The following is a 13,778-nucleotide window of genomic DNA, read 5'->3' as shown; positions in this document are numbered from 1 at the left end:
TTGCTCCCATGGTTGGGGCTCGCCGTACCACTGTTGCTGCTTCTGGCGCTGATGGCCCGCTCGGCGGGCGCCGCGGTCGCGGTGCTGCTGCCAGCACTGGTGTGGGCGGTGATGTTCGGCTCCGCCGTGCTGCGCTCCTCGCCAGGAGGCGACAGTGACCTTTCCGTCGCGACGGTCAACGTGGGCGTGCGCAACAACTCCTCCGGCACGGCGGCGCGCGCCATCGCCGACGACCTCGACATGATCGCCGCGCAGGAGCTGACGCCCGGCGGGCCGGCGGCCAAGGCGCTCAACAAGATCTTCCGGTACCACCGCAACGTCAGCACGATCGGGCTGTGGAGCAGGTTCCCGCTGTCGGAGCCCGACTTCTTCGACGTCGGGCTCGGATGGGAGCGCGCGCTCAGGACGGTGGCGAAGACGCCCGCGGGCGACGTCACCGTCTACGTGATGCACCTGGCCTCGGCCCGTCCAGGGCACACCGCGACGCGCGACAGGACGCTGGCGGAGGCGCGCAAGCTGATCGAGGCCGACAAGAGCGAGCGGATCCTGCTGCTCGGCGACCTCAACACCGCGACGGACGACAGGGGGCTCGCCAACCTGGCGCCGCCGCTGCTGAACGCGCAGGAGGAGGCGGGGGAGGGGTTCGGGTTCACCTGGCCGTCGAACTTCCCGATCACCAGGCCCGATCACATCCTCTACAAGGGGATGACGGCGACCCGCGCGGGCGTGGCCCCCGCGACGGGTAGCGACCACCGCGCCGCGACCGCCTCCTTCCGCTTCTGACCCGCGCGGACGTTTCGCGGAGGACCCAGGCGGCACCGAAGGCCCGCCCCCGGGATCAGTCGGTTCGCGACGTCAGGGCGGCCAGGTCCTCGGGGGTGTCGATGTCGCGCGGGTCGCCCGGCACCTCGACCTCCGTCACCAGCTCGGGGTGGGCCCGCATGAACGCCCGAGCCCCCACGTCCCCCACCGCCAGCTCCGCCACCCGCGCCACGTGCTCCACCGAGACCAGCACCGGGTTGCGCCGCCGCCCGCCGTACGTGGCGACCGCGACCCGCGCCCCGCTGTCGATCAGCGCCCGCACCGCCGCGGGCTCCACGAACGGCTGGTCCACGAGCGCGATCACCACGCCGGAGGCGTCCGAGGGCAGCGCGTCCAGCCCGACCCTGAGCGAGGAGCCCATGCCGCTGCACCAGTCGGGGTTGCGCACCACCACCGCGCCGCGAACCTGCACGGTCGCCGCGCCCAGCACGACGATCACCGGATGGCAGCCGCCCTCGTGCAGCAGCCGTACACCTCGGTCGACCAGCCGCTCACCCTCGTACTCGACCAGCGCCTTCGGCGTGCCGAGCCGCGCCCCCTGCCCAGCGGCCAGCAGCAGGCCCACCACCTGAGTCATCAAACCTCCCCATGGATCCGGCCGCCGGTCTCGCTGAGCGGCCGCCCGCTCCCACCCCAGCGCAGCTGGATCAACTCCGCCATCACCGACACGGCGGTCTCCTCCGGCGTGCGCGAGCCGAGGTCCAGGCCGATGGGGGAGCGCAGCCTGCTCAGCTCCTCCTCGTTCATACCCGCCTCACGCAGCCGGGCGAGCCGGTCGTCGTGGGTACGGCGCGAGCCCATCGCCCCCACGTAGGCCGCCTTGGTGCGCAGCGCCACCTCCAGCAACGGCACGTCGAACTTCGGGTCGTGGGTGAGCACGCAGATCACCGTCCGCTCGTCCACGTGGGTGGCGGCCAGGTAGTCGTGCGGCCACTTGACCACGACCTCGTCGGCGTCGGGAAAGCGCTTGGCCGTGGCGAAGACCGGCCTGGCGTCGCAGACGGTGACGTGGTAGCCGAGGAACTTGCCCATGCGCGCGACGGCGGCGGCGAAGTCGATGGCGCCGAAGACCAGCATGCGCGGCGGCGGCGCGAACGACTGCACGAACACCGACAGGTCGTCCAGACGGCGCTCGCCGTGCCCGCCGTAGTGCCTGACGCCGGTCACGCCTTGGGCGAGCATGCCGCGCACGTCGTCGTCGACGGCCTCGTCGAGTCGATCGACGCCGAGCGAGCCGACGGCCCTGCCCGGCCAGATCACCCTGCGCGCGCCGATGGCGCCGGGTCCCGCGACGATCGTCGCGACGGCCACGGGTTCGTGCGCCGCGACCGAGGCGAAGATCTCGCCCAGCTCGGGATAGGTCTCGATGGAGACCGGCTCGACCAGGATGTCGATGATGCCGCCGCAGGTCAGACCCACCGCGAAGGCGTCGTCGTCGCTCACGCCGTACCGCTGGAGCACGGGGGTCTCGATCTCGCTCGCCAGCTCGAACACCGCTCCCTCGACGCAGCCGCCGGAGACGCTGCCCACCACCTCGTCGCCGCGCACCGCCATGGCCGCCCCCGGCGGCCTGGGCGCGCTGGAGAAGGTGCTCACCACCGTGGCCAGCCCGAACCGCAGCCCGGACTCCCACCACCGCATGATCTCAGGCAGGACGTCGCGCATGGGAAAGCCTCTCGGAGAGATCCTGGAAGGCGGCCAGGCTGTGCCCGGCCACCAGGTCGTCGATGTACGGCAGCGCCGCGCGCATCCCCCCTGTGAGCGGCTGGTAGTCCACGTGCCCCTTGTGCGGGTTGGCCCAGATCACCCGGTGCGCCTGGCGGGCCAGCCTGGCCATCTGCTCGCCGAGCAGCCCGGGATCTCCGCGCTCCCAGCCGTCGGAGGCGATGACCACGATGGCGCCGCGCACGCTCCTCCGCCCGAGCAGCTCCCGCAGCTCCTCACCCAGCCTGGTGCCGCCGCTCCAGTCGGGGATCGCCTTCGACACCTCCGCCAGCGCGGTGCCTGGATCGCGGTGTCGCAGCTCGACGGTGATCGGCGTCAGCCTGGTGCCGACCGAGTAGACCTGCGTCGCCCGCGGCTCGGTCCTGACCAGCGCGTGCGCGAACCGCAGCAGCGTCTCGGCGTAGGGCGCCATCGAGCCGCTCACATCGACCAGCAGCACCACCCTGCGCGGCCTGGTGGTGTGGCGCCGGTAGCGCAGCCGCGCCACCTCGCCCTTCCTCAGCGCGTCGCGGATGGTCCTGCGCTGGTCGAGCCTGCCCCTGTGCGCGGCCACCAGCCTGCGCGAGCGCCGCCGCTCCCTGTGATCGCGCAGGAGGGCCAGCAGCCGGTGCACCTCGGCGCGCTCGGCCTCCGTCAGCCCCGCCACGTCCCTGTGGCGCAGCACCTCGATCGGGCTGGCCGTCGCCGCCACCGACTCCTCGCCCTCACCGGCCTCCCCTTCGCCTCCCGCCAGGTGCCTGATGACCGTCCTCGTGGCGGTACGGCCCCGCGTCGCCCTGTGCCCGCCGAAGTAGGCGGCGAAGCACCTGTCGTACCTGGGCAGGTCGTCGGGCGTGGCGCACAGCGTGAGACGGCCCGCCCAGTAGACGTCGTCGCGCCGGGTCACGTCGAGCTGGTCGAGCGCCTTGATCAGGTTCTCGGTGCGCTCGTGGTCGGCGGCGACCCCTGCGGCTCGCAGGGTTCTGGCGAAGCCCGTCATGGTGGCGGCCACGTCACGCACGGGTCAGCACCCCGCTCTTGAGCACACTCTCCACGTCCTCCCTGTACTTCAGCGCCGCGCCAAGCGTCGCCGCGGCCAGTCCGGGGTCGAGGTCTCGGGCGCCGAGCGTGAGCAGCGCCTCGGTCCAGTCGAGCGTCTCGGCGATGCCGGGCGGCTTGACCAGGTCCTGGCCGCGCAGCCGCTCGGCCGTACGGGCCACCTGGCGGGCCAGCGCCTCGGTGCACGCCGGCAGCCTGCGCAGCAGGATGGCCACCTCCCTCTCGAAGCTGGGGTGCTCCAGCCAGTGGTAGAGGCAGCGGCGCTTGAGCGCGTCGTGCACCTCGCGGGTGCGGTTGGAGGTGACGACCACCACCGGAGGGCTCTCGGCCCTGATCGTGCCGAGTTCGGGGATGGAGATCGTGAAGTCCGACAGCACCTCCAGCAGGAACGCCTCGAACTCGTCGTCCGCCCTGTCGATCTCGTCGACCAGCAGGACGGCGGGCTGGGTCTCGATGGCCCTCAGCAGGGGACGCGCGATGAGGAAGCGGCGGTCGTAGATCTCGCCCTCGAGCCTGCTCGCGTCGGTGATCCCCGCGGCCTCGGCCGCCTTCAGGTGCAGGAGCTGGCGGGCGAAGTCCCAGTCGTAGAGGGCCTGGGCGGCGTCGAGCCCCTCGTAGCACTGCAGACGGATCAGCGGGGCCCTGAGGAGTTCGGCCATCGTCTTGGCCAGCTCGGTCTTGCCGACGCCCGCCTCGCCCTCGAGGAACAGCGGACGCCCCATGCGCAGCGCCAGGAAGGCGGCCGTCGCCAGGCCCTCGTCGGCGAGATACGCGTGCTGGTCGAGCAGTTCGACCAGTTTTTCGGGTGACTCTATGTTCATCGCGTTGATTGTCCGTCGCAGCACACCTTCAGGCTAGGTCTGTCCCGCCACCGCCTGCCCGAAGCTCGCGGGCTCACTCCCTCCGCCGATGTCGGGCGAGATGATATTTCGGTGTTCGCGGGGGAGTGCCAGGAGTCATCGATTAGATTGATCATGACCAGACTGGACCAAGCAGGGGGACCATCCATTGACATCCTCCCCCGCCTGAAGGCGGGGGATTCCAACAGCAACTACCCCACCAGGAGGAGGTCGCGTTGAGGTTCGCGGTTCACCGGCACCGGCAACCCGGAGCCTCCCCGCGCAGGGCGGTAGCGGGACACGCCGATCAACCTACCGACCGCCACCGACACAATCAGGAGAACACAGTGCCCGACCGTGCCGCGTTTCCCCACCCCGAAGGACGGGGCCTCCACGCTGTAGGTGATCGGTGACCGACAGCGCACGGGACAGGCTCGACAGGATCGACTCCAACGTGCCGCATCCGGCAAGGGTGTGGGACTACTGGCTGGGCGGCAAGGACAACTACGAGGCCGACAGGGCCGTCGGCGACGAGATCCTCCAGGTCATGCCCGACCTGGTCATCGTGGCCAGGGCGGACAGGCAGTTCCTGGGCCGCGCCGTACGGCATCTGGTCGACGCGGGTGTCAGGCAGTTCCTGGACGTCGGCACCGGCGTGCCCACCGCCGACAACACCCACCAGGTGGCGCAGCGGGCCGCGCCCGACTCGCGCATCGTCTACGTCGACAACGACCCGATCGTGCTCGCCCACGCCCGCGCCCTGCTCTACAGCACCCCTGAGGGCGCGACCGACTACCTCGACGCCGACCTGCGCGAGCCCGAGACGATCCTGCTGGGGGCGGCCAAGACGCTCGACTTCTCCCGGCCGATCGCGTTGATGGTGCTCGGCGTGCTGGAGTTCGTGCCCGACGACGAGCAGGTCCGCGGCGCGCTGACGACGCTGCTGGACGCCATGCCGTCAGGTAGCTACCTGGTCGTCTCGCACAGCGTCCACAGCCCGTCGATGGACGACGCCGCGGCCAAGTGGAACGCCAGCGGCGCGACCGAGATCAGGTTGCGCACCCCCGAGCGGCTGGAGGCGCTGTTCGAGGGGATGGAGCCGGTCGAGCCGGGCGTGGTCTCGCTGCCGCGATGGCACCCGGACGCGGCCACCGAGTACACCGACCGCGAGGTCCACCAGTACGGCGGGCTCGCCAGGAAGCCCTGAGCCTCTCCCGGGGAACGAGCCGGTCCGGCGCCTCGGGGGAGCCGCCGGACCGGGGGATCGTCAGTCCCTGGCCATCAGCGTGAGCGCGTAGAGCGCGATCGCGGCGAAGTCGTCGGCGGGCTCGGAGGCCTGCCACGAGCGCACGTCGTCGACGAACCTGCTGCCCCTGCCGGTGAACTCCTGGTAGCGGTCCACGCCGTCGGCCGGGCACTTGGCCATCTCCTCGAAGTGGTCGCCGAGGCCGTCGTCGAACAGCGAGGCGGCGTTCGGCCCGTTGACCACCGCGCCGGTCGCGGGACGGCCCGTCAGATTGGAGATCTGGTAGTGCGGGCAGGAGATCGAGTTGTCGCCGACGCCCTGCACGAACGACACGCCCCACGGGTTGGCGCCGAGGGCCCACCCGCGCTGCCAGGTGCCGAAGGCGTCATAGGCGCGGTCGCCCGAGACCGAGCGGTAGAGCCTGGAGGTGGCCGCGAGGCCGAAGGCGTGCGGCACCGAGTCGAAGGCGTCGTAGAGCGCCCCGGCTCTGAACGGGTCCTTCGCCGCCCTGGCCGCGCCGATCTCCAGCTGCGCCTTGAGGTCGGCGACGAGCGTGCCCTTGATCGACGCGCCCGCCCTGATCAGGTCGGCGTGCGCGAGGGCGCTGACGTCGTAGAGGTTCAGGGTGTCGCCGGTGTCGTGGGCGATGTACTCGCTCGCCCAGTGCTGGGCCTGCTCCAGCCACTGGGCGGCCCTGGAGTCGCCGAGCCGCTGGGCCGCCAGCGCCAGCTCGGCGCCGCCCAGCTCCATGTCGTCGCGCCAGACGCTCTCGGGGTAGAAGGCGTGCGGGAGCGAGGTCACCAGCTGTCCCACGTCGGTGGTCTTGGCCATGGCGTAGATCTCGGCGGCCTGGTCGAGCCAGGCCTGCGCCCGCTGCCTGTTCGGTTCGACCTGCGCGGCCAGCGCGAAGGCCGCCGCCGTACGGCCGGCGAGGTTGGGGCTGATCGGCTGGCCGGGCGCGGCCGCCCTGAAGACGGGACGGTTGCGGATGTACTTCTCGGAGGAGGAGTCGTCGGCCTCGGGCAGGCGCCAGATGTCGTGGTCGCCGACGAACGTGCCCTCGGCGTTGCCCGCGCCGATGCCGACCTGGATGTAGAGGGTCTTGGTGGCCCCGTCCCACATCTTGTCCAGGTACTTGATGCCGTGGAGCGACTCGGACGTCAGGCGCGGATCGACGAACGCCCCTCCGTCCCTTCGAGCCGCCCACATCAGCGTGTCGACGTAGGCCAGGATGTGGGTGAACTTGAGGTAGTCGCCCGCGTCGAACCAGCCGCCCTCGACGTCGACGGGGCCGCCGACCTTGGTGAGCTCGCCCTTGATCTGGTCGGTGTCGGGCCCCGTGAAGGCGGGCCAGTCGTAGACGTCGGCCGCGCGGTCGGAGGCGTGCCGCCTGCCGCCGTCGCGCTGGCTGCCGAAGAACGTCACGATCTTGGAGGAGGGCAGCGCCAGCTGGGCGGAGGGCGCGATCGCGAACTCGGCGGAGGTGAGGCCGCCCGAGATGATCCGGTAGCTGCCAGGCTTCCTCAGCGTCGTGAGGTCGAGGTCGTAGACGTGGCCGTACTTGGCGTTCCACGCGCCGAGGTCGCGGCCCGCCGTACCCTTCAGCACCTGACGGCCCCTGTGGTCGATCACGGTGAAGGGGGCGCGGCGCCCGCTGGTCATCAGATAGGCGTGCTTGGCCTCGCCCGGCGCGAAGCCGACCTGGTCGACGCGGATGTGCCCGGCCGGTTGCCCGGGTGCTTGCATGGCAGGGGCTCCTGTCAGGGCGAGGGCGAGCGCTAAGACGATCCGCATCGGCTGCTCCACAAGTTAGTAAACCTTCCTAACCTTCGACTGGACCGTAGCTGGCCGCCGTGAACGTGGTCAATACTTGGTGAAATGACCACCGATTTCGCGCAGCGGCGGGCCAACCTTGCCGCGCTGCTGGCGGGCGTCGACGCCATCCTCGTCACCAAGCCGGTCAACGTCCGCTACCTCACGGGGCTGGACAGCTCCAACGCCGCCGTCCTGGTCCGCGCGGACGGCACGGCGAAGCTCGCCACCGACTCCCGCTACATCGAGATGACCCGCGACCTGGGGATCGAGGCCGTGGAGGCCTCCGACGTGGCGGGCCGGCTGGCCGCTCCGGGCGTCGGCATCGAGGCCGCGCACATGACGGTGGCCGTCTTCAACAAGCTCGGAGAGGGCATCGTCCCGCTGGAGCCGCTGGTCGAGCGCCTGCGGGTGGTTAAGGACGACGACGAGATCGAGCTGCTGCGGACCGCGTGCGCCATTTCCGACCAGGCCTTCGCCGACATCTCCGCGAGCATCAGGCCGGGGGCGACCGAGCGCGAGATCGCCCGCGTCCTCGAGGCCCGCATGGTCGAACTCGGCGCCGACAAGCCCGCCTTCGAGTCGATCGTGGCCGGCGGGGAGAACGGCTCGATCCCCCACCACTCGCCGACCGACCGCGAGCTGCGCGCGGGCGACCTGGTCACCCTCGACTTCGGCGCCCTCTACCGCGGCTACCACGCCGACATGACCCGTACCGTCGCCCTCGGCACGATCGCGGAGTGGCAGCGGGAGATCTACGACCTCGTCCGCGCCGCCCAGCGCGCGGGCCGCCAGGCGCTGCGCCCTGGCGCGGAGGCCGCCGAGATAGACGCGGCCTCGCGCTCGGTGATCGAGCGGGCGGGACACGCCGAGCACTTCCGCCACGGCCTCGGTCACGGGGTCGGGCTGGAGATCCACGAGGAGCCGTTCCTGGGCCCTTCACGGACCGGTAGACTAGAGGATCGAGTTCCGATCACCGTCGAGCCTGGAGTCTACCTTCAGGGCAGGGGCGGGGTCCGCATCGAGGACACGCTTGTCACGCGTGAAGGCGGGGCGGAACTCCTGACGAAGACGACCAAGGAGCTGCTCGTCCTGTAGAGCGGCCGCATCCGGGAGAAGCGAGTGGCGACGACCAACGACCTCAAGAACGGCATCGTGCTGAAGCTCGACGGCGGTGAGCTCTGGTCCGTTGTGGAGTTCCAGCACGTCAAGCCGGGCAAGGGCGGCGCGTTCGTGCGCACCAAGCTCAAGAACGTCCTCTCCGGCAAGGTCGTCGACAAGACCTTCAACGCCGGTGTGAAGGTCGACGTGGCCAACGTCGACAAGCGCGAGATGCAGTTCTCCTACAAGGACGGCGACGACTTCGTCTTCATGGACACCGAGACCTACGACATGGTCAACGTGCCCGCCAAGACCGTCGGCGACGCCGCCAACTACATGCTGGAGAACACCCTGGCCACCGTCGCCTTCAACGAGGGCGCCGCGCTCTACGTCGACCTGCCCGCCGCGGTCGAGCTGCTCATCGCCAACACCGAGCCCGGCCTGCAGGGCGACCGCTCCACCGGCGGCACCAAGCCCGCCACGCTGGAGACCGGGGCCGAGATCAAGGTCCCGCTGTTCATCACCACCGGTGAGAAGGTCAAGGTCGACACCCGCAGCGGCGAATACCTCGGCCGGGCCTGAGTGTCCGCGCGAGGCAAAGCACGCAGGCGGGCGCTCGACATCCTCTTCGAGGCCGAGCTGCGCAGTGAGGATCCGCTGAAGATCCTCGCCGAGCGGGTCGACCGGCGGGAGCCGCCGGTCAACGAGTACACCTCGGCGATCGTCGAGGGCGTGGCCAGGCACTCCCAGCGCATCGACGAGCTGATCACGACCTACGCCGAGGGATGGACGTTGGAGCGCATGCCCGCGGTCGACCGCAACCTGCTGCGGGGCGGGACGTACGAGCTGCTCTGGATGCCCGACGTGCCGGAGGGCGTGGTGATCAGCGAGTGGGTGCACCTGGCGTCCGAGCTGTCCACCGACGAGTCGCCGCAGTTCATCAACGGCCTGCTCGCCCGCTTCAAGCAGCTCAAGCCCAGCCTCACCCTGTAACGCTCGCTGCTTCCTCTGTACGGCAAGCCGGCCGGCGCGGCGAGGGGTGGTTTCGCGGTGGCGTGCCGTACAGGATGGGGCGCATGGTGACCGAGGACGACGTGCGGCGGATCGCGCTGGGGCTGCCGGCGACCACCGAGCGCCCCATGCACGGCACGCCCGCCTTCTACGTCAAGGCCAAGTGGTTCGCCAGGATCAGGGAGGAAGGCGACGTCCTGGTCCTGCCCGTGGCCTCGGAGGAGCACAAGCACGAGCTGATCGCCGCCGCCCCCGACGCCTTCTTCACCCTCCCGCACTACGACGGGTACGCGGCCGTGCTGGTCCGCCTCGCCGCCGTCGACGCGGGGGAGCTGGCGGAGCTGCTCACCGACGCGTGGCGGCTGCGCGCCCCCAAACGCGTTCTGGCCGCCTTCGACGGCTAGGCGTGCCTGGCGCCCTCGTGCTCCGCGTGGCCGACGGGTTCGACTTGGATCGTGGAGTGCTCGACGTCGAACCGGCCCATCAGGATCTCGTGCAACGCGTCGAGCAGGCGTCCGGCGTCCCGGAGGTCGGAGTCCTCCACCACCACGTGCGCCGACAGCACGGGCAGCCCGCTGGTCAGCGTCCACGCGTGCAGGTCGTGCACGTCGAGCACCCCCTCCGCGCCCAGCATGAGCCTGCGCACCTCTCTCAGGTCCATCCCCTTGGGCGTGGCCTCGAGCAGCACGTCGATCGCTTCGTGCATCAGCCGCCACGCCCTCGGCAGGATCATCAGCGCCACGACGACGGAGGCGATCGGGTCGATGACCTGCCAGCCGGTCAGCTGGATGCCGATCGCCGCCGCCACCACGGCCACCGAACCCATCAGGTCGCCCATGACCTCCAGGTAGGCGCCCCTGACGTTCAGCGACTCCTTCTGCCCGCCGTGCAGCAGCGCCAGCGAGATCCCGTTCACCACCAGGCCGACGGTCGCGATGACGAGCACCAGGCCCGCCGACACCGTGGGCGGCTCGAACAGGCGCCTGGCGGCCTCGCTGAACACCCAGATCGCGATCCCGAACAGGACGGCCGCGTTGACCACCGCGGCCAGGATCTCCAGCCGGTAGTACCCGAAGGTCCGCCTGTCGGAGGCGGGCCTGGCGGCGAAATGGGAGGCCATCAGGGCCATGAGGACCCCGGTGACGTCGGTGGCCACATGGAGCGAGTCGGAGATCAGCGCCAGGCTGCCCGCCACGATGCCGCCGATCACCTGCGTCACGAAGACGAGCGAGGTGATGGCGATGACGGCGATCATCCGCCCACGGTGGCGCGCGGTCGCGCTCGCCTGGCCGTTCTCGTGTCCGGATCCCACCGTTACCTCCTCGTGATCTAGTATGCCCAGCCCGCGCGGGACGGCGTAGGCTGACCCATGTCGCGGCGGATCTGCAGGCGTGCATGGACGCCGCGCGTGGGGACCACGTGCAAGGACAGAACGCGTTCGGCGACACCGTCGTTCACGGGCGCGGCCGAATCGAGGAGGCGAGCCGACGTTGCGTGCTGAGAGCATCACCAAGCAGGCGACCCCGGCGGTGCGCACCGCCGTCGTCTGGGACGCGCTGCGGGCGGTGCTGGCCGCGCGGGCGAAGGAGACGGGTCGCGAGCGGCTCGACATCGTCGACGCGGGTGGCGGCACCGGCGGCTTCGCCGTCCCGCTGGCCGAGCTCGGCCACGCGGTCACCGTCGTCGACCCGAGCCCCGACTCGCTGTTCGCGCTGGAGCGCAGGGCCGCCGAGCGCGGCGTCGGCGTGCGGGCGCTGCAGGGCGATGCCGCCGACCTCGGCGAGCTCCTGCCGCGCGACAGTGCCGACCTGGTGCTGTGCCACAGCGTGCTCGAGTACGTCGACGACCCGATCTCCGCGCTGACCGCCGTCGCGGGGCTGCTGCGCGTGGGCGGCGCCGTGAGCGTGCTGGCGGCCAACCCCGTCGCCAGCGCCATCCACCGCGCGGTCGCGGGGCACTTCGACGAGGCCAAGGCGGTCATGGACGACCCGATGGGGCGGTGGGGGGACCGTGACCCCACGCCGCGCAGGTTCGACGCGCAGACGCTGGCTGAGCTCCTCTCGGCGACCGGGTTCGCGGTGGGCGAGGTCCACGGGGTGCGGGTCTTCGCCGACCTGGTGCCCAGCCGCCTGATCGACGGGGAGCCCGGCGCGGCCGAGGCGCTGGTCGCGCTGGAGCAGGCCGCCGCCACCCATCCCGTCCTGCGCGACATCGCCACCCAGCTCCACGTCCTGGGCCACAAGTGACCTCCCGCGCGGTCCGTCCTGCCGGGACGATTGTCGAACGTTCGTTCGGGTAGAATCACGTCGTGTCGCGCAAGCAGATCACCGGAGTCGGCCCCGTCACCAGGATCGGGGCCGACGACAGCGCCTGCCCCATCCTCCACGTCGACATGGACGCCTTCTTCGCCAGCGTCGAGCTCCTCGAGCGACCCGAGCTCAGGGGCCGCCCGGTGATCGTCGGCTCGCCCGCCGGCCGTGGCGTGGTCCTCAGCGCCACCTACGAGGCCAGGCAGTACGGCGTGCACTCGGCCATGCCGATGAGCAGGGCCCGCCGCGTCTGCCCCCAGGCCACGATCATCCCGCCCAGCCACGGCAAGTACTCGGAGGTCTCCAAGGGCGTGATGGAGATCTTCCACTCGATCACCCCGCTCGTCGAGCCGATCGCGTCCGACGAGGCATTCCTCGACGTGGGCGGCGCCAGGCGCAGGCTCGGCTCGCCCTCCGACATCGCCGCCAGGATCCGCGCCGAGGTCCTGGAACGCTTCGGCATCACCTGCTCGGTCGGCGTTGCCAGCAGCAAGTTCGTCGCCAAGCTCGCGTCCAAGCAGTGCAAGCCCGACGGCCTGCTCGTGGTCCCCGCCGACCGCGTGGTCGACTTCCTGCACCCGCTGCCCGTCAGCGCCCTGTGGGGCGTGGGCGAGCGCACCGAGCAGGCGCTGGTGCGCCTCGGCATCAGGAGCGTGGGCGACCTGGCCAGGATCCCGCTGACCACGTTGCAGCGCGAGCTCGGCCACGCGGCCGGCACCCACCTGGCCGCGCTGGCGTGGGGCAGGGACGAGCGCGCCGTGACCGCCCACGTGCCCGACAAGAGCATCGGCGCGGAGGAGACGTTCGCGGCGGACGTCGACGACCCAGAGGTGATCAAGCGCGAACTCCTGCGCCTTTCCGAACGAGTCGCCGCCCGCGTGCGTGCGGGCGGCCACGTGGGCAGAACAGTGAGTGTGAAGCTGCGTCGCGCCGACTTCTCCACGATCACTCGTTCGCGGACCCTGCGGGAGCCGACGGACGTCGCGCAGGAGATCTACGCGACGGCTTGCGAGCTCTACGCCGCCGCCGGGCTCGAGCGGATCAGGCTGCGTCTGGTCGGCGTCAGGCTGGAAAATCTCAAATCGGCCGATTCCGCCGCTCACCAGCTCAGCCTCGGCGAGAAGGAGGCAGGATGGCGGGAGGCTGAACGTGCGATGGACAAGGCGGTCAGGAGATTCGGTCCCGATGCGGTGGTCCCGGCTTCCCTAGTCCGAGGACGGCTTGATGAAATGGAGGCATGACGCCCGATGTCGCGACTTCTCGGAGGGTGGGGGAGAATAGGCATGTCTAGAGCTATGACGTCACCTCCGGTTTGGTCTACGTTGGACGTTTTCTTTCGCCTACGTCTACAGCCTCGTATTCTGGGGATAACCGACCGCGAGGTTCGGACACCCCGTGTCGTCCGTTGCCGTCTTCCCCGAAATGGGGCCGTCCTTGGGAGGCGCCGTGCCGCTCTCTGAGCACGAGCAGCGCTTGCTCGACCAGATCGAGCAGGCCCTCTACGCCGAGGACCCGAAGTGGGCCAATACCGTTCGGATCAGTGATCCGCGCAGCCATTACAAGCGGCGCCTGGTCAAAGCCTCCATCGGCTTTGCGCTGGGCATCGTCCTGCTGATGGTCGGCGTCGTGATCAACCAGATCCCGCTCGGCGTCGGCGGTTTCGTGGTCATGCTCGCCGCGTGTCTGTGGGGTCTGTCCAGTTGGAAGCGCATGAACGGATTCGGTGACTCCGGTGCGTCCGGGTCCGGCGCGAAAACGCCGGGCAAGGGCCAGCGCCGGGGCAACCGCGGAAGTTTCATGGAGCGCATGGAAGAGCGTTGGCGCCGTCGTCACGACGAGCGCTGAGCCGATAGACAGCGTGCGGCCGCTCCTGTG

Annotated in this window: 15 protein-coding genes; 9 read left to right on the top strand and 6 right to left on the bottom strand. The window is 70.6% G+C overall.

Annotated features, from left to right (window positions below; all coding sequences use genetic code 11):
• Complete coding sequence (locus AB0B45_RS01090) at positions 1-783, top strand: endonuclease/exonuclease/phosphatase family protein (RefSeq protein WP_358123521.1); 783 nt, start codon at positions 1-3, stop codon at positions 781-783.
• Positions 784-838: 55 nt separating this feature from the next.
• Here the strand turns inward: AB0B45_RS01090 and AB0B45_RS01085 are convergent, their stop codons facing one another.
• The 4 genes from AB0B45_RS01085 to AB0B45_RS01070 are packed head-to-tail and all read right to left on the bottom strand — an operon-like array spanning position 839 to position 4,406.
• Positions 839-1,399 carry a nucleotidyltransferase family protein gene (locus AB0B45_RS01085; protein WP_358123519.1) on the bottom strand — a complete coding sequence of 187 codons (561 nt, stop codon included), beginning with the start codon at positions 1,397-1,399 and terminating at the stop codon, positions 839-841.
• Positions 1,399-2,487, bottom strand: coding sequence for an XdhC/CoxI family protein (locus AB0B45_RS01080; protein WP_358123517.1), 1,089 nt, complete (start codon positions 2,485-2,487; stop codon positions 1,399-1,401). The genes AB0B45_RS01085 and AB0B45_RS01080 overlap by 1 nt, the downstream gene beginning before the upstream one ends.
• Positions 2,468-3,547, bottom strand: coding sequence for a VWA domain-containing protein (locus AB0B45_RS01075; RefSeq protein WP_358123515.1), 1,080 nt, complete (start codon positions 3,545-3,547; stop codon positions 2,468-2,470). The genes AB0B45_RS01080 and AB0B45_RS01075 overlap by 20 nt, the downstream gene beginning before the upstream one ends.
• Positions 3,540-4,406, bottom strand: coding sequence for a MoxR family ATPase (locus tag AB0B45_RS01070; RefSeq protein WP_358123513.1), 867 nt, complete (start codon positions 4,404-4,406; stop codon positions 3,540-3,542). Before AB0B45_RS01070 ends, AB0B45_RS01075 begins: the two co-directional genes overlap by 8 nt.
• Positions 4,407-4,833: 427 nt before the next feature.
• Here AB0B45_RS01070 and AB0B45_RS01065 point away from each other — a divergent pair, with 427 nt between their 5' ends.
• Entirely contained in the window at positions 4,834-5,631 is a 798-nt protein-coding gene (locus tag AB0B45_RS01065) for an SAM-dependent methyltransferase (RefSeq protein ID WP_358123511.1), read from the top strand.
• A 60-nt stretch (positions 5,632-5,691) separates the two neighbouring features.
• Here the strand turns inward: AB0B45_RS01065 and AB0B45_RS01060 are convergent, their stop codons facing one another.
• Positions 5,692-7,464 carry a glycoside hydrolase family 9 protein gene (locus AB0B45_RS01060; RefSeq protein ID WP_358123509.1) on the bottom strand — a complete coding sequence of 591 codons (1,773 nt, stop codon included), beginning with the start codon at positions 7,462-7,464 and terminating at the stop codon, positions 5,692-5,694.
• Positions 7,465-7,548: 84 nt separating this feature from the next.
• On the opposite strand from AB0B45_RS01060, the gene AB0B45_RS01055 reads away from it, so the two are divergent.
• From AB0B45_RS01055 to AB0B45_RS01040, 4 genes are all read left to right on the top strand, one after another.
• Positions 7,549-8,580: an aminopeptidase P family protein gene (locus AB0B45_RS01055; protein WP_358123507.1), complete on the top strand. Its 1,032-nt coding sequence runs from the start codon at positions 7,549-7,551 to the stop codon at positions 8,578-8,580.
• A gap of 24 nt (positions 8,581-8,604) precedes the next feature.
• Positions 8,605-9,165, top strand: coding sequence for an elongation factor P (gene efp, locus AB0B45_RS01050; RefSeq protein ID WP_183659040.1), 561 nt, complete (start codon positions 8,605-8,607; stop codon positions 9,163-9,165).
• On the top strand, positions 9,166-9,576 hold the full coding sequence (gene nusB / locus AB0B45_RS01045; protein WP_358123505.1) for a transcription antitermination factor NusB: 411 nt from the start codon (positions 9,166-9,168) through the stop codon (positions 9,574-9,576). It begins immediately after the preceding gene.
• A gap of 83 nt (positions 9,577-9,659) precedes the next feature.
• Entirely contained in the window at positions 9,660-9,998 is a 339-nt protein-coding gene (locus tag AB0B45_RS01040; RefSeq protein WP_358123503.1) for an MmcQ/YjbR family DNA-binding protein, read from the top strand.
• Here the strand turns inward: AB0B45_RS01040 and AB0B45_RS01035 are convergent.
• A complete protein-coding gene (locus AB0B45_RS01035; RefSeq protein WP_358123501.1) occupies positions 9,995-10,906 on the bottom strand; it encodes a cation diffusion facilitator family transporter in 912 nt (303 codons plus the stop codon). The genes AB0B45_RS01040 and AB0B45_RS01035 overlap by 4 nt on opposite strands.
• Before the next feature lie 178 nt (positions 10,907-11,084).
• On the opposite strand from AB0B45_RS01035, the gene AB0B45_RS01030 reads away from it, so the two are divergent.
• From AB0B45_RS01030 to AB0B45_RS01020, 3 genes are all read left to right on the top strand, one after another.
• Positions 11,085-11,840 (top strand): methyltransferase, encoded by a 756-nt coding sequence (locus tag AB0B45_RS01030; protein ID WP_358123499.1) that lies wholly within the window; start codon positions 11,085-11,087, stop codon positions 11,838-11,840.
• 62 nt (positions 11,841-11,902) lie between these two features.
• Positions 11,903-13,144, top strand: a complete 1,242-nt coding sequence (dinB, locus tag AB0B45_RS01025; RefSeq protein ID WP_358123497.1) for a DNA polymerase IV — start codon at positions 11,903-11,905, stop codon at positions 13,142-13,144.
• A gap of 205 nt (positions 13,145-13,349) precedes the next feature.
• Positions 13,350-13,748 (top strand): DUF3040 domain-containing protein, encoded by a 399-nt coding sequence (locus tag AB0B45_RS01020; protein ID WP_358123495.1) that lies wholly within the window; start codon positions 13,350-13,352, stop codon positions 13,746-13,748.
• Positions 13,749-13,778: the final 30 nt, after the last annotated feature.

This window comes from Nonomuraea sp. NPDC049152 (assembly GCF_040648355.1).
Taxonomy (GTDB): Bacteria; Actinomycetota; Actinomycetes; order Streptosporangiales; family Streptosporangiaceae; genus Nonomuraea.
This window is presented reverse-complemented; position numbering and strand designations above follow the sequence as displayed.